This window comes from Chelativorans petroleitrophicus, assembly GCF_025398195.1.
Classification (GTDB): domain Bacteria; phylum Pseudomonadota; class Alphaproteobacteria; order Rhizobiales; family Rhizobiaceae; genus Chelativorans; species Chelativorans petroleitrophicus.
Genome location: NZ_JAODNV010000004.1, coordinates 142,417 through 159,678 on the forward strand (window position 1 = coordinate 142,417; position 17,262 = coordinate 159,678).

A 17,262-nucleotide genomic window follows, 5' to 3' on the forward strand; every position below is an offset into this window, starting at 1 on the left:
CTCTATGCCTGGACGGCGTTATACTTGGGCGGGAGCGCCGGCGTTCCCGCTATCCGCTGCAAGGGCCGGCACCTCGGAGGGAACTGCCTCTTCCGCCGCCGTCTCGTCCCTGCCCTCGCGCACTTTCAGCAGCATCTTGAGAAGCCGGGCAATGGTCCTCTTCATCTCGAGCCGCGAGACCACCATATCCACCATGCCGTGTTCCATCAGATATTCGGCACGCTGGAAGCCCTCGGGCAGCTTCTCACGGATGGTCTGCTCGATCACACGCGGGCCGGCAAAGCCGATCAGCGCCCCGGGTTCGGCGATATGCACATCGCCCAGCATGGCGTAGGAGGCCGTGACGCCCCCAGTTGTCGGGTTGGTGAGCACGACAATATAGGGAAGTCCAGCCTCCTTCAGCCGGTCCACCGCGACCGTGGTGCGCGGAAGCTGCATGAGCGACAGGATGCCCTCCTGCATCCGCGCGCCGCCGGAGGCCGCGAACAGGACAAGCGGCAGTTTGCGCTCCACAGCCGTCTCGAAGCCCCTCACGATGGCCTCGCCCGCCGCCATGCCGAGCGAGCCGCCCATGAAGGCGAAATCCTGCACGGTGGCGAGAATTTCGAGTCCCTCAATGCAGCCGATGGCATTGAGCACGGCGTCCTCGAGCCCCGTCTTCGACTTCGCGTCGCGCAAACGATCCGTATAGCGCCGCTCATCGCGAAATTTCAGCGGATCGAGCGGAACCTTGGGATTTTCGAGCGTCTCATATTTGCCGTCGTCGAAAAAGAACTTCAGCCGCTCCTTGGCGGCGATCTTCATGTGATAGCCGGAGGAGGGGATGACCCACTGGTTCTCTTCCAAGTCCTTGTGGAAGACCATCTCCCCGGTCTCCGGACACTTGATCCAGAGATTTTCCGGCATCTCGCGGCGGCCGAGCATGGAGTTGATCTTCGGCCGGACGTAGTTGGTAATCCAGTTCATGGCCTAGCCTTTGTCGTTCTTCCGGGCACGTGGATTTGCCTGCGGAAAATGTCGGTTATTCGGCGGCCGCCAGCCGCGACTCGCGCACGCCCTGCGCAAGCCCGCGCACTAGGGTCGCAACCGCCTCGGCGGGATCGGCGATCATCCCGCCGTCCGGCGAGAGCACGTTTGCGACCGCGTTGACGATGGCCGTGCCGACCACGACGCCGTCGGCCGCCGCTCCTATGACGCGCGCCTGGCTTGCTGTCTTCACGCCGAAACCGACACAGACGGGAAGATCCGTGTGTCGCTTGATGCGGGCTACGGCCTCGGCCACCTTCCCGGTATCCGGCAGCGCCGAGCCGGTGATGCCCGTCATCGAAACATAGTAGACGAAGCCGGACGTGTTTTCGAGCACCTTAGGTAGGCGCCTGTCATCCGTCGTCGGCGTGGCGAGCCGGATGAAATTGATACCGGCGCGAAGCGCAGGCAGGCACAGTTCCTCATCGGTCTCCGGTGGAAGATCGACGACGATCAGCCCGTCGATCCCGGCCGTCTTCGCATCGGCAAGAAACCGGTCAACACCGTAGATGTAGATCGGATTGTAGTAACCCATCATTACGATGGGGGTGGTGTCGTTTTCCGTGCGGAAGCTCCTGGCCATCTCAAGCGTTCTGGCGAGCGTCTGGCCGTTCCTGAGGGCGCGCTGGCCCGCCGCCTGGATGGCCGGGCCGTCGGCCATCGGATCCGAGAACGGCATGCCAAGCTCGATGATGTCGGCGCCTGCCTTCGGCAGGGTCTTCATGATCGAAAGCGAGGTCTCATAGTCCGGGTCGCCGCCCATGAAATAGGTGACGAGCGCCGGCCTGTTCTGCTTTTTCAGCCCGGCAAACAGTGTGTCGATGCGGGTCCCCGTCATGCCGGCTCCTTCGTTTCGCTGCGCAACCAATCGGCATAGGCCTGGTCGGCATGGGTGATTTCCGTCGCTGTGATGGCCGGTACCTCGTAAGGATGAAGCTTACGGACCGCCTTGCAGACGGCATTGAAATGCTCGGCGCGCGTCTTGAGGAGAAGGGGCACCTCCTTGGCGGTCTCGATCGCCCCCTTCCACCGGTACCGACTCGTGATTGGCGCCAAGATGTTCGCACAGGCGGCAAGCCGGTCGCTCACACAAGCGTCAGCGATCCTTCCCGCGGTCTCGCGGTCGGGGCAGTTCACCCAGATGTCGATAAAATGCGCCATCAGATCTCCATGCCCAGATGTTTCGCGACGGAGAAGATGTCCTTGTCGCCGCGCCCGGAGAGATTAACGACGATGATCTTGTCTCGGCCCATCTTCGGCGCGCGCTTCATCACCTCCGCGATCGCGTGGGAAGGCTCCAGCGCCGGAATGATGCCTTCCAGCCGCGTGAGAAGCTGGAACGCCTCCAGCGCCTCATAGTCCTGTATGGCCACATATTCGGCCCGGCCGCTCTCCTTGAGCCAGGCATGTTCCGGGCCGATGCCCGGATAGTCGAGCCCTGCGGAAATGGAATGCCCGTCCTTGATCTGCCCGTCCTCGTTCTGGAGCAGATAAGTGCGGTTGCCGTGCAACACGCCGGGTTTGCCCGCCGTCAGCGAGGCACAGTGCTCGTCGCCGTCAAGACCCTTGCCGCCGGCCTCCACGCCGATGATGGCAACCTCCTTGTCGTCAAGGAAAGGATGGAACAGGCCGATGGCGTTGGAGCCGCCGCCGAGCGCGGCCACCAGCATGTCCGGCAGCCGGCCTTCGGCCTCCATTATCTGTTCCTTCGTCTCCTCGCCGATCACCGACTGAAGATCGCGCACCATTTCCGGATAAGGGTGCGGTCCGGCGGCCGTGCCGATCAGGTAATAGGTGTCCTCGACATTGGTGACCCAGTCGCGCAGGGCCTCGTTCATGGCGTCCTTCAGCGTACCGTGGCCAGCCGTCACCGGCCGCACCTCAGCGCCGAGCAGCCGCATGCGGAAGACGTTCGGCGCCTGCCGCTCCACGTCGGTGGCGCCCATATAGACCACGCAGGGCAGGCCGAAGCGGGCCGCCACTGTGGCGGTGGCCACGCCGTGCTGGCCGGCGCCGGTCTCGGCGATGATGCGCTTCTTGCCCATGCGCATGGCAAGCAGAATCTGGCCCAGGCAGTTGTTCACCTTGTGGCTGCCGGTGTGGTTCAGCTCCTCGCGCTTGAAGTAGATCTTTGCGCCGCCGAGGTGCTCGGTCAACCGCTCGGCGAAATAAAGCGGCGACGGCCGGCCAGTGTAGTGGCGGCCAAGCTGTTTGAGCTCGGCCTTGAAGGCCGGGTCGTTCTTGGCCCTGTTCCAGTGCGCCTCAAGGTCGAGGATCAGCGGCATCAGTGTTTCGGCTACGAAACGGCCACCGAAGATACCGAACATTCCCTGTTCGTCCGGCCCCGTGCGGAAGGAATTAGGTGCGACAGGCTGGTTCATGCCGTCTCCGTTAAATTCAGGTCACGCCCGCCGTCTGCGCAGCCCGCACGGCGGCGAAGAAGGCGCGGATCTTGTCCGGGTCCTTCGTTCCCGGCGCGCTTTCCACGCCCGACGAGACATCTATGCCGCGCGGCCGCGCAAGGCGAAGCGCCGCGCCGATATTGGCGGCGTTCAGGCCACCGGAAAGCATGTAGTCCACCTGCCCGTCAAGGGAAGCGAGAAGCCTCCAGTCGAAGGTAATCCCGTTGCCGCCGGGAAGCGTGGCGCCGGCGGGCGGCTTGGCATCGAGCAGGAAGCGGTCGGCAATACCCCGATAAGCGGCGAGCGCGTCGAGGTCGCTCGCTTCGCGAACGGAGAACGCCTTCATCACGGGCAGGCCGAAGCGGGTGCGCAGCTCGGCCACGCGCTCCGGGCTTTCGCGTCCGTGAAGCTGCAGCATGTCGGGCTGCATGGTCCCGACAATATGCTCCAGCATGGCGTCGCTGGCATCCACCGACACGGCCACGGCCTGAGCCCGCCCCCGGGCAGCCTGGCGAAGGCGCGCGGCGCGCTCCGCATCGACATTACGCGGGCTTTTTTCGAAGAAGATGAAGCCGACATGACTCGCCCCGCCTTCAAGCGCAGCGGCCACGGCTTCCTCGGTCTTCAGCCCGCAGATTTTGATGTCAATCGCCATGGCGGTTGCAGTGGCACGAAATGGCGGAGGAGTCGAGGGCAGTGTCGGCCGGTACCCCGGTACTATGTGAATGATAATGGGCCTGATGTCGATAAACCAGCCAAGCGAGCCTGCTGCTGGCTATTCACCATTCTCACCCAAACCGGATTGCCTGCAGCGCAGTGCCGTTCCGCTTGAGCCAAGCCTTGCAACGCTCGGTATCCGGGCAGAGCGCGTTGCACAGCTTCCAGAACCGGGGGCCGTGATTCATCTCCTTCAGATGCGCCACTTCATGCGCCACCAGATAGTTGATGACGGGGGGCGGGGCCATCATGATCCGCCACGAAAAAGACAGCACCCCGTCCGAAGTGCAGGAGCCCCAGCGGCTGGTCGTGTCCTTGTAGCGGATCGCCTTGGCGCGCAGTCCTATCGTCTGGGTGTGGCGCGCCACCAGCGCCTCGATGTCCCGGCGCGCCTCCCGCTTGAGGAAATCCGCCACACGGCGCGGCAGATGTCGCCGGTCCCCGTTGACGACGAGCGCGGGCTGGCCTTCGACCGTCGCTACCCTAACGGTCCCCCGAACGCCAGGTTCATGCACGATTAGGTGCGCCACTCCGCGCAGCGGGATCTTTATGCCCGGGCGTACGAGCGGCTGTTCGGGGAGCTTCTTCAGCCGCTCTTCAAGCCAGCCGTGATGGCGCTCCAGAAATCGCTGCACTTCGTGCAGCGATACGCCCGGCGGTATCGTGACCCGCAGTTCGCTTCCTCTCGGCGCGATGCGGAGGATCAGCCGGCGGGCGCGGCCGTTTTCCACGATCCTCAGCGGCAGTTCGCGCCCGGCCACCCGATGGATGTGTCCGGCTGGCGGGGAGGCCTTCAAGGGAGCGCGCTGGAGGGGGCGGTACGGCATTCCGGCACCATAAGCGATTCGCAATTGTTTTGCGCAATTCCGGAGAGAAAGCTGGCGTCCACTTTTTCCCGGGATTGCGCTGAGGAGCCGTCGCCGAAACCCGGCCCGAACAAAGAAACGGCGCCCTGAAGGGCGCCGAACATGCTGGAGGTCGGACTGTGCGTGCTCAGTTCAGGTCCGTCACGCTGGAGCCGGTGTCGTCAGGGCCTCGGCTGGCCCTGTTCCTGCGCTCCTGCATGAAGCGGTCGAACTCCTCCTGGTCCTTGGCGCGGCGCAGCTCACGTACATACTCGTCAAACTCGTCGCGCATGGCATCGAGCTTGCGGCGCTCTTCCGCCAGGCGCTCCAACTCCTTCTCACGCCATTCGTCGAAGGCGATGTTGCCCGTGCGCGCATGGGCGCGGCTGGCGCGGCGGCAATTTACAAACATGCCGTCGGTGGCGCGATTCACGTCCCGCTTGAAGTCTCCGAGGCGGTCGCCCCACAGGATGTAAGCCAGCATCGCGAGTCCCAGCGGCCACCAGACCATGAAGCCGATCACCATGATGGCGATCGTCGCCGGCGTCCAAGCCGGGCGGATAAGGGCAGAATGGGTCATCGTCAGCAGTTCCTCATTGGGGTTGTCGGGGGCGCGGCCGCTAAATCTGACATGGTAAGGGCCATATCGGCTTTCAAGATACGCCACACCAAAAAGCGAATTCCGCAGGAACGTCTTTTTCCTACTAGGCGAAATCAAAACGAGGGATGCCGCATGCGCGGCTCAGATCGCGGCCCGAGTCTCAGCCGCTGCAGCGATCCACCAGAGATGCCGTTACACGCAGGATGAGATCAATGTCCTGCGGGCGTGAAAGGCGGTGATCTCCGTCCCGGATGAGGGAGAGGGTGACGTCGTCGGCCGGCAGATGCTCAACGAGGCGCATGGCGTGCGTATAGGGCACGTCCGGATCGACCATGCCCTGCAGGATGTGCACGGGGCAATGGGTGTCAATGATTCCCTTGAGCACCCGGTTTGCGCGGCCATCCTCGAAGAGGGCTCTGGTATAGATATTGGGTTCCGGTGAATACTCGGAAGCCTCCTCGATATAGCCCTGTTCCTCCAGGGCTCGGCGCTGCTCTTCCGTGAGCTTGGGCTCCATCAGCTCGGTGGTGAAGTCCGGCGCCGGCGCCAGCAGCAGCAATCCGCAGACCCGCGCGCCTTCGCCGGCCTTGTGCAACTCCTCGATCATGCGCAGCGCGATCCATGCGCCCATGGAAGAACCGACGAGGATCTGCCTTCCGGTCGTGAAGTGTCGGAAGACGGCAAGGCTCTCGGAAAGCCAGCGCGAAATGGTGCCCTCGATGAACACGCCGCCTGATTCGCCATGGCCGGAATAGTCATGCCGCGTGCAGGCGAGACCGCGCTCGCCCGCCCAGGCGTCGAGCGCCGCGGCCTTCGTGCCGCTCATGTCCGAGCGGTAGCCCCCAAGCCATACGAGCCCCGGCATATTTCCCGGCCGGTGACGTACGGCGATCGGGTTGCCTCCGACATCGATGAAGACCGGCTCGTCTCGGTTCATGGTGATGCTCCCTGGCAAATGCAGGTTTCCTTAACAGGAGCGGGCGCTCGATTGCGCCTCGGTTGAGCGCGCTTCCGTCGTGATTCTTTGCCCCGGTTATGCTATTGACACAGCATACGGCAAGCCCACATACGCGTCGCTTGCCGTTGGGGTAACGCATTTCGTCAACGATTGAGGAGACAACGACCATTCGCAGACCATTCAAAGCGCCGCCGACCGTCAAGGAAGGTCCCCGCGCCAATCGCGAGATCCGGGTTCCCCGGGTTCAGCTTATCGATGAGGAGGGTAAAAATCGGGGCATCGTATCGATCGAGGATGCGCTGGAGGCCGCCCAGGAGGCAGGCCTAGACCTCGTCGAGGTGTCGCCGAATGCCGATCCGCCCGTCTGCAAGATCGCCGATCTCGGCAAACTCAAATATATGAGCCAGAAAAAGGCAGCCGAGGCGCGCAAGAAACAAAAGACCATCGAGATCAAAGAAATCAAGATGCGGCCGAACATCGACACTCATGATTATGAGACAAAGATGAAGGCCGTGCGCCGCTTCTTTGAAGAGGGCGACAAGGTGAAGCTTACCTTGCGCTTCCGTGGCCGTGAGATGGCCCATCTGGAGCTTGGCATGAAACTTCTCGAGCGCGTTCGCGAGGACGTGCAAGAAATTGCCAAGGTCGAGGCGGAGCCCAAGCTCGAGGGCCGTCAGATGATGATGGTGCTCGCTCCCCGATAAATCGGCCGTAGGCCGGGTGCCGCAGGCGCCCGCCTTGCCCGCCGAGAAGCGGATGGTTGCGCTTTTGCGGTACTGCCGCTATAACGCCGCGTCTTTCGAGCCGCCCGGCAGGGCATGCCGTGGCGGCTCCGAATGCTTCCGGGCCTTGGCCCGGCCAACGAACAGGCGCTGAAGCGCCCATAAGGAGAAGCAAAATGCCCAAGCTGAAGACAAAATCGGCCGCCAAGAAGCGGTTCAAGGTGACCGCCACCGGCCGGGTCAAGGTGCAGGCCGCCGGCAAGCGCCATGGCATGATCAAGCGTTCCAACAAGTTCATCCGCAACGCGCGCGGCACGATGGTGCTTTCCGATCCCGACACGAAGATCGTGAAGCCCTTCATGCCCTATAGTTTCTAGCGGTTTCAGGAACGAAGGAGTTTCGTCATGGCACGCGTGAAGAGGGGCGTAACCGCCCACGCCAAGCACAAGAAGGTCCTGAAAGCCGCCAAGGGCTTCTACGGCCGCCGCAAGAACACGATCCGCATCGCCAAGCAGGCGGTGGAGCGTTCGCTGCAGTATGCCTATCGCGACCGCCGGAACAAGAAGCGCAATTTTCGCGCGCTGTGGATCCAGCGCATCAATGCTGCCGCCCGCGAGCATGGGCTGACCTATGGGCGCCTGATCGACGGGCTGAACAAGGCGGGCATCGAGATCGACCGCAAGGTGCTGGCCGACATGGCCGTGCGCGAGCCGCAGGCTTTCGCCGCCATCGTGGCCAAGGCCAAGAAGGCGCTCGAATATCTGAAGGATACCACGCCGAACCAGTTTGAGAGCGCTGTCGCTTAAGCCCAGCGCTCCCGGACAGAGGCAGTAATTCGGGAACCCGCGCTGGTAGGGCTGGCGCGGGTTTTTTCGTTGAGGATGGGTTTAGAGGGGCGATAGGGATGGCAAGGCTTGCCAAGGAGGGTTGGCCGGATGCTCCCTCGCAGCACGCGCTGGCGGAACTGCAGCGTCTTCTCGCCTCGGGCGAGAGGAAGCGCATTGCCTCGGCTGTCCTCAATGGGCGCAGGATCTGGATCAAGCGCTATGACACTGAGCGCAAGCCGCTGGCAAAGCGCCTGCACGAACTGCTTTCCCCGCTTGCTCCGAAAGCGTTCATGCGCGCCTCGCCGCTGGTCAATGCGCAGCGTGCGGTTGAACGCGAGCTGCGCAAGATGGAGGCATTCCGCACTGCCGGTTTCGCAGTGCCGCCGCTGGTCTGTAGCGGGGAAGCCGTGATCGTCCTCGGCCATGTGAACGGCATCGCAGCCGGTGCGCTCCTGGAGCTGCGGGAAACCGATCCGCAGGCCCATGATGACCTGCTTATCGGCACGGCGGCGGCCCTTGGCCGCGTTCACGCCGCTGGCCTTTGCCACGGCCGACCTCATGTGCGCGACATGTTCCTGGAAGAGGGCCGATGGGGGTTCATCGACTTTGAGGAGGAGCCGGAGGCAGTCATGCCGCTGCGCACGGCGCAGGCCCGAGATCTGTGGCTGCTTTTCCTGCAGATTTCCTCGCGCGCCCTTTTACCGGAGACGCAGGACAAGGCACTGGCCGCTTATCTCGCCAACGCACCGGCCGGTGTGCTGGATGCGCTTCTTCCGATCGTCGGCTTCTTTTCGCCCTTGCTTCCGCCGCTCGCCTTGTTGGAAAAGATGGCGGCACTCGGCAGCGACGGGCGCCGCATCCTGAAGGGGACGGAGTTCTTGAAGCGTGCCCTCTCGCAGGAGAGCGCACCTGCCGGTCAGCGGCAAGGTGCGGCCGTGCTGACCGAGGGGGTGAAGGAAGGACCATGAACGACTTGGACCAACTCGAAAGAACGATCCTTGCGGAGATTTCCGCAGCCGGCGACGAGCAGGCTCTGGAAGCCGTTCGCGTGGCGGCGCTCGGCAAGAAGGGCTCCGTTTCGGAGAAGCTGAAGATGCTGGGTTTGATGTCGCCCGAGGAGCGGAAGGTGATGGGCGCCGCCATCAACGGGCTCAAGGACCGCGTGACCGAAGCACTCAGTGTACGCCGGGCAGAACTGCGCGAAGCGGCCATCGCGGCGCGGCTCGAGCGCGAGAAGGTCGATGTGACGCTGCCCGTGCCGCGCGCGCCGGCCGAACGCGGCCGCATCCACCCCATCACCCAGGTGATCGACGAAATCGCTGCCATTTTCGGCGACCTCGGCTTTTCGATCGCCGAGGGACCGGACATCGAGACGGATTACTACAACTTTACCGCGCTCAACTTCCCCGAAGGGCATCCGGCCCGGGAGATGCACGATACCTTCTTCTTCGAGCCGGACGAGAAGGGTGAGCGCAAGCTTCTGCGCACGCATACTTCGCCTGTGCAGATTCGCACCATGGAAGCCCAGAAGCCGCCCATTCGCATCGTCATCCCCGGCAAGACCTACCGCGCGGACTCGGACGCCACCCACACGCCCATGTTCCATCAGCTCGAGGGGTTGGTGATCGACCGGACGGCCAACGTCGCCAACATGAAGTGGGTGCTGACCGAGTTCTGCAGGGCCTATTTCGAGGTGCCGCAGATCAACATGCGCTTCCGGCCGAGCTTCTTCCCCTTCACGGAACCGAGCCTTGAGGTGGACATCCAGTGCGACCGCTCCAAGCCCGGCGAGATCCGTTTCGGCGAGGGCAACGACTGGCTGGAGATCCTCGGCTGCGGCATGGTGCACCCGAATGTGCTGCGCTATGGCGGGCTCGACCCGGACGAGTACCAGGGCTTCGCCTGGGGCATGGGCATCGACCGCATCGCCATGCTGAAATACGGCATGCCGGACTTGCGCGCCTTCTTCGACGCCGACGTGCGCTGGCTGGAGCACTACGGTTTCCGCCCGCTCGACCTGCCGACGCTGTTCGGCGGTCTGAGCTCGTGAGCCGATGCCGACGCTGCTTATATGGAGGGGATACAAATTCCGCTTCTATTCATCTGATGCGTTCGAACCGCCTCATGTTCATACTGCGACGGATGGAAAGCCTGCCAAGGTCTGGTTGCGGAGTTTGGAGGTAGAGTACCAGTACGGTTACAATGAGCGCGAGATGAAGGAACTCTTGGCGATCGTTTCGGAGAACCGCGATGCCTGGATCGGAGCGTGGAATGAGTTCTTCGGATTTTGAGACAGAAGAAACGCGCCCCGTTGCCGCATGGTGCGATGACGAATATGTCTACGCCACTTTGGCAGACGGGCGCCGGATCAGGGCTCCTATATGGTGGTATCCCTTCCTGGAGAAGGCTTCTCCGGAAGATCGGGCCGTTGTCGAGCTTCAGTTCAGCGGAATTTGGTGGCCGGTCATGGACGAGGGCATTTCCGTAAAGGCCATGCTTCTCGGCTGGAAGGCTCCAGGTGCGAAGAAGCCCCGAAAGGCCGCTTGAATTCAATCACTCCAACCCGGGCACTGCCCGCCTGCGCCTCCTGCGCGACGCTATCAGGCTGAAAAATGAAATTCACTCTCTCCTGGCTCAAGGATCACCTCGACACCGACGCTTCGCTCGATCAGATCGTGGAAACCCTTACCATGATCGGGCTTGAGGTCGAGTCCGTCGACGACAAGAAGGCGCTGAAGCCCTTCGTCATCGCCAGGGTGCTAACGGCCGAGAAACATCCGGACGCCGACCGGCTCAAGGTGCTGACGGTGGACAAGGGCGACGGCAAGCCCATACAGGTGGTCTGCGGCGCCCCGAACGCGCGCGCCGGGCTGATCGGCGCCTTCGCAGCGCCCGGAACCTATATCCCCGGCACTGATATCACGCTGTCAGTCGGTAAGATCCGCGGCGTGGAGAGCCACGGCATGATGTGCTCGGAACGCGAGCTGATGATCTCCGACGACCACGACGGCATTATTGAGCTGCCGGAGGATGCTCCTGTGGGGGCGTCCTTTGCCGAGTGGGCGAAGCTGGACGATCCGGTGATCGAGATCGGCCTGACGCCCAACCGGCCCGACTGCACCGGCGTTCACGGCATTGCGCGCGACCTTGCCGCGGCCGGCCTCGGGCGGCTGAAGGATCACGTGGTGGAGCCCGTCGAGGGCGGGGGTGAATCTCCCGTCAAGGTCCACATAGAGGCCCCTGATCTCTGCCGCACTTTTGCAGTCCGCCTGGTGCGTGGCGTGAAGAACGGCCCCTCGCCAAAATGGATGCAGCAGCGGCTGAAGGCAATTGGTCTGCGCCCGATCAACGCGCTGGTGGACATCACCAACTATCTCACCTTCGACCGCGGACGCCCGCTCCATGTCTTCGACGCGGCGAAGGTCAAGGGCGACCTCGTGGTGCGCCGGGCCGTTGCCGGCGAGACGCTTCTGGCACTCGACGGCCGGGAATACAGGCTCGGCGCCGATATGTGCGTGATCGCTGACGACAACGGTGTGGAATCCATCGCTGGCGTCATGGGCGGTGAACACTCCGGCTGCGACGAGAACACTACGGACGTGCTGATCGAGGCGGCCGTCTGGGAGCCGATCAGCGTGGCGCGAACGGGCCGCGAGCTCGGCATCATCACCGATGCGCGCTACCGCAATGAGCGCGGTATAGACCCGGCCTTCAACGAGCCAGGACTCGAGCTTGCGACCCGCATGGTGCTGGATCTGTGCGGCGGTCAGCCCACCAGAAGCTATGTGGCCGGCCGGCGCTACGACCCGGCCGAGCGCAAGGTGGTTTCCTTTCCGGTTTCGGAGGTGAAACGGCTGACCGGTCTCGACGTGCCGAAGGCGGAAAGTCTCGCCATTCTGAAACGGCTCGGCTTCGAGCCGCAGGGCGAGGGTGATGTGGTGGATGTCATCGTCCCCTCCTGGCGGCCGGATGTGGATGGCAAGGCCGACCTCGTGGAAGAGGTGATGCGCGTCCACGGCGTCGACAGGATCGAGCCGCAGGTGATGGTCTCGAAGGAGACGGTGGGCGGGCGCATTCTCACCACGGCACAGCTTCGCACACGCCACGCCAAGCGCGCGCTCGCCGTGCGCGGCATGATGGAGGCGGTGACTTGGTCCTTCATCCCCGATGGTCACGCGCGGCTCTTCGCGGACAATCGCCGCCTCATCCGGCTTGCCAATCCTATCGCGTCCGATATGTCAACTATGCGACCCTCGCTGCTTCCGGGGCTGATCGCCGCCGCCCAGCGCAATGCGGACCGCGGATTCGGCGACGTGGCGCTGTTCGAGGTCTCCAGCGCCTATGAAGGCGACCGACCGGAGGATCAGCGGCTGGCTGCAGCCGGCATCCGCCGCGGTACCGCGCGGATGGAGCGCCAGGGCCGCCACTGGGCGGGCAATGCCGCGCCTGTGGACGTTTTCGAGGCCAAGGCCGATGCGTTCGCGGTTCTGGAAGCGTGCGGCGCGCCGGTGGACAAGCTGCAGATCGAGGCAGGCGGGCCATCCTGGTATCACCCCGGTCGCTCGGGCACGATCAAGCTCGGGCCGAAGAACGTCCTCGGGACCTTCGGCGAGTTCCATCCGAGGACGCTCGAGGAGATGGACGTCTCCGGGCCGCTGTGCGGCTTCGAAATCTTCATCGATGCGATCCCCGAGCCTAAGGCGCGCGCCACACGCACCAGGCCGCGGCTGGACGTCTCGCCCTTCCAGGCCGTCAAGCGCGACTTCGCCTTCATTGTCGGCAAGGATGTCGCGGCGGCAACCGTCACGCGCGCCGCAGCGGCCGCCGACAAGAAGCTGATCGCGGGCGTCAATGTCTTCGACGTGTTCGAGGGCGCTTCTCTCGGCCCGGACAGGAAGTCCATCGCCGTCGAGGTCACCATCCAGCCTGTGGAACGGACGCTGACCGACGAGGATTTTGAGGCTCTGGCCGGAAAGATCGTGGAGAATGTCGGCAAGCAGACCGGCGGCGTGCTGAGGAGATAGCAAGCGGGCACACCTGCATATCGCAGATGGACCTACCGACCCTTTGCCAAGCTGCTTTGCCTGATTTTCCATCGTAGTCTTGGCAAGCGCGCAGATGCGCTTCAGTCCGCGATAGACGTTGGCTTCGTCCGACCTGATATCGCGAATGATCTCGCGCAGTTCAGCGATCCGGGCCGTATCGCCGTCCTGCTCCGACGGGCGCTATCGATGACAAAGCCCTGACGCGAACTGGACGAGCACTGCTGAGGGGATAGCTCCCCGCCACTCGGAGGACAGCGCCAATGAAGTTGCGCAATTCGGCGGAGCGCTACGGTCTCGTTGCAATCGTCCTTCATTGGGCGATCGCGGTGCTTGCGTTCGGGCAGATCGGCCTCGGGCTTACCATGATGCGGGTCGAAAGCCAGCGCTTGGCTTTCGACCTCATCCAGTGGCACAAATCCACCGGCTTCCTGATCTTCGGCCTGTTCGCCCTCCGGCTTGCCTGGCGGCTCGCCAATCCTCTGCCGCGGCAGCCGGCCTCGCTTCGGCCGTGGGAGCGGCGGCTCGCCGCGGTAGTTCACCGCCTGCTCTATGCTCTGTTCCTTGCCCTGCCTTTTTCAGGCTGGACGCTGGTTTCCGCCTCTGTGCTCGGCATCCCCACGCTGGTCTTCGGGCTTTTCCTGCTTCCGCATCTGCCTGTCGAAATATCCGAGCCGAACGAAAACTTCTGGCGGTTCGTCCACCACCTTCTCGCCTATGCAGCCATTGCACTGATTGCCGGGCATGCGCTGGCTGCGCTGCGCCACCACTTCATCCTCAGGGACGAAACGCTGAAGCGGATGCTTCATCCCGTCCGCCGCACGAAACCGTGACTGGCAGGTGACGGCAGCGCGTCGGATAGTTCCGGCTCGGAACGACGATGATGCCGACGCGCATAATTGCACTTGTGATCTTCCTGCTTCTTGGCGCGCCGTCGCGCGCGCAGGTGCCTTCGCTGTCCGAGGCGGCAGGGCGTTACAGCCTCGTTGCGGACCATTCCAGCCTTGCATTCACGGTTTCCGCAGTAGGCGGACCGGGTATCGAGGGCCGGTTCATGCGCTTCGACGGAAATATCGACATCCCTATGGACGATATGGAGCGCGCCCGCGTGATGATCACCATCTATCCGGAGAGCGTGACGACGGGACAGGAGCGGATCGACAACTTCCTCAAGTCGGATGCCGTTTTCGATACAGCGAACGAGAAGGCAATCACCTTCGTCTCGACCCATGTAACCCGCACCGGTGAGGACACGGCTGTCATCGAAGGTAATCTCACCGCGCGCGGCCGCACCTTTGGAGAAACCTTCAACGTTCAGCTTGCGGAGTTCCGTGGCACCGAAATCCGGTTACACGTCGAGGGTCAGGTGTACCGCTCCCGCTACGGCATGGATGTGGGAACGCCGCTCTACTCCAATGTCGTCGACTTCGACATGGATCTTGCAGTGGTGCGCCGATAGGCCCGAATGAGAGTAAGGAGAGCGCATGTTCCGCCCAGCGGCGCTGCCCGGCACCGCCGGAACGGCGTAACCCGTCATTCGTCGGCTATGGATGCGGAAACGGAGTGCGGCTGCGATCGCCAGTCTTGCCCCGGGTAGAGTGCATTCCGGGCAATAGTGATCACTGCGCCTGGAAACGAAAATTCGGAGCGCAGTGATGTCGCAAGCCTGAAGGCTTCTGGGCGCCCGAGTTACTCGGCGTCCTTTGCCGAGTGGGCGTTGAGGAGGCCATACTTCTCCTCGCCAATATCATCGAGCAAGGCAAGCTGCGTCTCGAGGAAGTCGATGTGGCCCTCCTCGTCGGCAAGCAGCTCCTCGAAAAGCTTCATCGAGACGTAGTCGCCCGCTTCCTGGCAGATTTCGCGCGAGCGCTTATAGGAGGTGCGGGCGTCGTACTCGCCGGCCAAATCCGCCTCCAGCACTTCCTTTACGTTCTGCCCGATTCTGAGCGGCGCCACCGTCTGCAGATTGGGATGCCCTTCCAGGAAGATAATGCGCTGGATCAGCTTGTCAGCGTGATGCATCTCCTCAATGGATTCGGCGCGCTCCTTCTCCGCCAGCTTGGTGTAACCCCAATCCTCTAGGAGACGGTAGTGCAGCCAGTACTGGTTTACGGCGCCAAGCTCCAGGAAAAGAGCCTCGTTAAGCCGCTCTATGACCCTTGTATCGCCTTTCAATGAACCTGCTCCCGAACTTTTCCCGCAAGGCGCGGACACGATCCAAATATGTCACGATCTCCGCGTCGCTACCATGGTTGTTGCGGTGGTACTCCTCCGTTACACGGATAATGGTTTCCACCACATTTGGAAAGCACCCGCAGCAGCGGCCACGCTTCGACATGGCATGATAAATTTTCGCGGGCACGATTAGTTGCCACGGATCTTCATCAAGCATGGCGACAATGGTCGCCTCGATTTCCTTCTGCGTGATGATGTTGCAGTGGCAGACGAGCATGGCTTTCCGCTGGACCGGCCGGGAATAGGCATTGTTATGACCGTGAACATATCTACTCCGATCGAAACCTGAGTTGCAAGGTCAGCTTGAGCGGAAAGCGAAATGTAGCAGCGTCAGCTCTGCACCGAGTGCAGCGGAGCCCGTGCAAAGATGAGGCACTCCCGGACTCCGCCTATCGCCGCGTCCGGGTTTAATCCGGGGCCATCCCGGCGCTACTGGTTGATTTCGGGCTCGACGAGCTTTGCCAGGCTTCGCAGCGATTCCTGCCAGCCGAGATAGCATGCTTCCGCTGGAATGAGGTCGGGCACACCCTCCTGGACGATGTTCAGCTCGGTGCCCACTGACACCTTTTTCAGGTCCACTGTCACATGCATTTCGCCGGGCAGGTTGGGGTCGTCGAACGTGTCCGTGTAGCGCAGGCGCTTGCCGGGTACGAGCTCGAGATATTGGCCGCCGAACGAGTGGCTCTTGCCTGTCGTGAAGTTTCGGAAGGACATTCTGAACATACCGCCAGTCGTTGGCTCAAGATGGTGCACGGTGCAGGTGAACCCATTGGGCGGAAGCCATTTGGCAAGCGCGTCAGCCTCGATGAAAGCGCGATAGACCTTCTCGCGGCTGGCGGTCAGAACGCGGTGCAGGCGGATGGTGCTGGGCATTGCTTTCATCCTCGTGATTGATGGAACCGTGGTGACTGCCGATCAACACCCAAAGGACGAACGAGGCTCGGCCGCTCCGACACCGTGACTGTAATTATAGAGGCCATTGCCGCTTCTATATCCGGCATGAATGTGAGGGCTTCTCCCATTGCCGGATGTCCGTGTGTTTTCAGGAAGCATGTAGCTGGGTCGCAGTCGGCGGAGAGCGGTGATCGCTGCGGGGCGCCAGGCGATGTTCCGGAGGGTCTGATTATCTGTAATGGCCATGCTCACGGCACCGCGTCTATGGGCGCGGCGGCTGCTCGGCGTAAGCTGCGGTTCCGGAAAGGGGCTTTACTGCTCGAGGACGGCGCCGACCAGAAGATTGTTCTCGTCACGCAGGCTCACCCAGCGGCCGGTGTGGTTGCTCGCCTGCCGCTTGAGATAGGTATAGCCTGTATGACTCCACAGCTTCACTTCGCTGTTGAGGTTGTCGAGGATGTAGTCGCCCCGGTCAGTGCGCACAGTAAGGACCGCATGACCCTCGCCGTCACGCTTGCGCACGACGGTGATCAGGAGATTGGAGAGCGATATGCCCGCGTCGTGCAACCGGCGCCGCTTTTCCAGCACGTAGTCTTCGCAGTCGCCGATACCGTTTACCGGATAGGTCCAGACCTCTTCACGGCCGTAGATATTGATGTCGCTGTCCGGCTTCACAGCGCGGTTAACCGCCGCGTTGACGGCCACGATCTTGTTCCAGAGCGCGGGTGTTACCTTGAGCGGGCCGGTGTCGCGTGGCCTAATCGCGCATTCCTGCGGTCTCTTCTGGCAGAACTCGTAATGGCCGATCGGCTGGGAGGTTACGGAGCCGGTAACCATTAGCCCGGAGCTCTCCGCTGGACTGCTCGTCAGGCCGGGGGCCAAACACAATACTATAGCGGTGACGATACCCGCCCGCCTGGCAGCCATAAAAGCCGCTCCCCAACAATTTATTCTACGTTAAGGATAAATTAACGAAGTTGAGAGGGCTCTTGT

General features: G+C 62.6%; 22 protein-coding genes. 10 read left to right on the plus strand and 12 right to left on the minus strand.

The window, feature by feature from the left end; all coding sequences use genetic code 11:
• Nucleotides 1-18 precede the first annotated feature (18 nt).
• From accD to NYR54_RS02570, 8 genes are all read right to left on the minus strand, one after another.
• On the minus strand, nt 19-966 hold the full coding sequence (accD, locus tag NYR54_RS02535) for an acetyl-CoA carboxylase, carboxyltransferase subunit beta (RefSeq protein WP_261513873.1): 948 nt from the start codon (nt 964-966) through the stop codon (nt 19-21).
• Nucleotides 967-1,021: 55 nt separating this feature from the next.
• On the minus strand, nt 1,022-1,864 hold the full coding sequence (gene trpA, locus NYR54_RS02540; protein ID WP_261513874.1) for a tryptophan synthase subunit alpha: 843 nt from the start codon (nt 1,862-1,864) through the stop codon (nt 1,022-1,024).
• The gene (cutA, locus tag NYR54_RS02545) at nt 1,861-2,187 is read right to left on the minus strand and encodes a divalent-cation tolerance protein CutA (protein ID WP_261513875.1); all 327 of its coding nucleotides are present in this window, start codon (nt 2,185-2,187) and stop codon (nt 1,861-1,863) included. The genes trpA and cutA overlap by 4 nt, the downstream gene beginning before the upstream one ends.
• Nucleotides 2,187-3,407: a tryptophan synthase subunit beta gene (gene trpB, locus NYR54_RS02550; protein WP_261513876.1), complete on the minus strand. Its 1,221-nt coding sequence runs from the start codon at nt 3,405-3,407 to the stop codon at nt 2,187-2,189. Before trpB ends, cutA begins: the two co-directional genes overlap by 1 nt.
• Before the next feature lie 16 nt (nt 3,408-3,423).
• The gene (locus NYR54_RS02555) at nt 3,424-4,083 is read right to left on the minus strand and encodes a phosphoribosylanthranilate isomerase (protein WP_261513877.1); all 660 of its coding nucleotides are present in this window, start codon (nt 4,081-4,083) and stop codon (nt 3,424-3,426) included.
• Nucleotides 4,084-4,216: 133 nt separating this feature from the next.
• The gene (locus NYR54_RS02560; RefSeq protein ID WP_261513879.1) at nt 4,217-4,972 is read right to left on the minus strand and encodes a M48 family metallopeptidase; all 756 of its coding nucleotides are present in this window, start codon (nt 4,970-4,972) and stop codon (nt 4,217-4,219) included.
• Between the two features lie 166 nt (nt 4,973-5,138).
• Nucleotides 5,139-5,570: a DUF2852 domain-containing protein gene (locus NYR54_RS02565; protein WP_261513880.1), complete on the minus strand. Its 432-nt coding sequence runs from the start codon at nt 5,568-5,570 to the stop codon at nt 5,139-5,141.
• Nucleotides 5,571-5,751: 181 nt separating this feature from the next.
• Nucleotides 5,752-6,528, minus strand: coding sequence for an alpha/beta hydrolase (locus NYR54_RS02570; protein ID WP_261513881.1), 777 nt, complete (start codon nt 6,526-6,528; stop codon nt 5,752-5,754).
• A gap of 188 nt (nt 6,529-6,716) precedes the next feature.
• On the opposite strand from NYR54_RS02570, the gene infC reads away from it, so the two are divergent.
• From infC to NYR54_RS02620, 10 genes are all read left to right on the plus strand, one after another.
• A complete protein-coding gene (gene infC / locus NYR54_RS02575) occupies nt 6,717-7,253 on the plus strand; it encodes a translation initiation factor IF-3 (protein ID WP_261514070.1) in 537 nt (178 codons plus the stop codon).
• A gap of 194 nt (nt 7,254-7,447) precedes the next feature.
• Entirely contained in the window at nt 7,448-7,648 is a 201-nt protein-coding gene (rpmI, locus tag NYR54_RS02580; protein WP_261513882.1) for a 50S ribosomal protein L35, read from the plus strand.
• A gap of 27 nt (nt 7,649-7,675) precedes the next feature.
• Complete coding sequence (gene rplT / locus NYR54_RS02585) at nt 7,676-8,077, plus strand: 50S ribosomal protein L20 (protein ID WP_261513883.1); 402 nt, start codon at nt 7,676-7,678, stop codon at nt 8,075-8,077.
• Nucleotides 8,078-8,175: 98 nt separating this feature from the next.
• Nucleotides 8,176-9,066, plus strand: coding sequence for an RIO1 family regulatory kinase/ATPase domain-containing protein (locus NYR54_RS02590; RefSeq protein WP_261513884.1), 891 nt, complete (start codon nt 8,176-8,178; stop codon nt 9,064-9,066).
• Nucleotides 9,063-10,148 (plus strand): phenylalanine--tRNA ligase subunit alpha, encoded by a 1,086-nt coding sequence (gene pheS / locus NYR54_RS02595; RefSeq protein ID WP_261513885.1) that lies wholly within the window; start codon nt 9,063-9,065, stop codon nt 10,146-10,148. The genes NYR54_RS02590 and pheS overlap by 4 nt, the downstream gene beginning before the upstream one ends.
• 4 nt (nt 10,149-10,152) lie before the next feature.
• Nucleotides 10,153-10,389, plus strand: coding sequence for a DUF4160 domain-containing protein (locus NYR54_RS02600; RefSeq protein ID WP_261513886.1), 237 nt, complete (start codon nt 10,153-10,155; stop codon nt 10,387-10,389).
• A complete protein-coding gene (locus tag NYR54_RS02605) occupies nt 10,370-10,645 on the plus strand; it encodes a DUF2442 domain-containing protein (protein ID WP_261513887.1) in 276 nt (91 codons plus the stop codon). The genes NYR54_RS02600 and NYR54_RS02605 overlap by 20 nt, the downstream gene beginning before the upstream one ends.
• Before the next feature lie 65 nt (nt 10,646-10,710).
• Nucleotides 10,711-13,122, plus strand: coding sequence for a phenylalanine--tRNA ligase subunit beta (gene pheT, locus NYR54_RS02610; RefSeq protein ID WP_261513888.1), 2,412 nt, complete (start codon nt 10,711-10,713; stop codon nt 13,120-13,122).
• Between the two features lie 281 nt (nt 13,123-13,403).
• Nucleotides 13,404-13,973 (plus strand): cytochrome b, encoded by a 570-nt coding sequence (locus NYR54_RS02615; RefSeq protein WP_261513889.1) that lies wholly within the window; start codon nt 13,404-13,406, stop codon nt 13,971-13,973.
• Between the two features lie 50 nt (nt 13,974-14,023).
• On the plus strand, nt 14,024-14,599 hold the full coding sequence (locus NYR54_RS02620) for a YceI family protein (RefSeq protein ID WP_341484276.1): 576 nt from the start codon (nt 14,024-14,026) through the stop codon (nt 14,597-14,599).
• Between the two features lie 230 nt (nt 14,600-14,829).
• Here the strand turns inward: NYR54_RS02620 and bfr are convergent, their stop codons facing one another.
• The 4 genes from bfr to NYR54_RS02640 form a co-directional block, all read right to left on the minus strand.
• Nucleotides 14,830-15,315 carry a bacterioferritin gene (bfr, locus tag NYR54_RS02625; RefSeq protein ID WP_261513891.1) on the minus strand — a complete coding sequence of 162 codons (486 nt, stop codon included), beginning with the start codon at nt 15,313-15,315 and terminating at the stop codon, nt 14,830-14,832.
• A complete protein-coding gene (locus tag NYR54_RS02630; RefSeq protein WP_261513892.1) occupies nt 15,281-15,592 on the minus strand; it encodes a (2Fe-2S)-binding protein in 312 nt (103 codons plus the stop codon). Before NYR54_RS02630 ends, bfr begins: the two co-directional genes overlap by 35 nt.
• A 212-nt stretch (nt 15,593-15,804) precedes the next feature.
• Complete coding sequence (locus NYR54_RS02635; RefSeq protein ID WP_261513894.1) at nt 15,805-16,248, minus strand: SRPBCC family protein; 444 nt, start codon at nt 16,246-16,248, stop codon at nt 15,805-15,807.
• A 333-nt stretch (nt 16,249-16,581) separates the two neighbouring features.
• On the minus strand, nt 16,582-17,196 hold the full coding sequence (locus NYR54_RS02640; protein ID WP_261513895.1) for a transglutaminase-like cysteine peptidase: 615 nt from the start codon (nt 17,194-17,196) through the stop codon (nt 16,582-16,584).
• Nucleotides 17,197-17,262 lie beyond the last annotated feature (66 nt).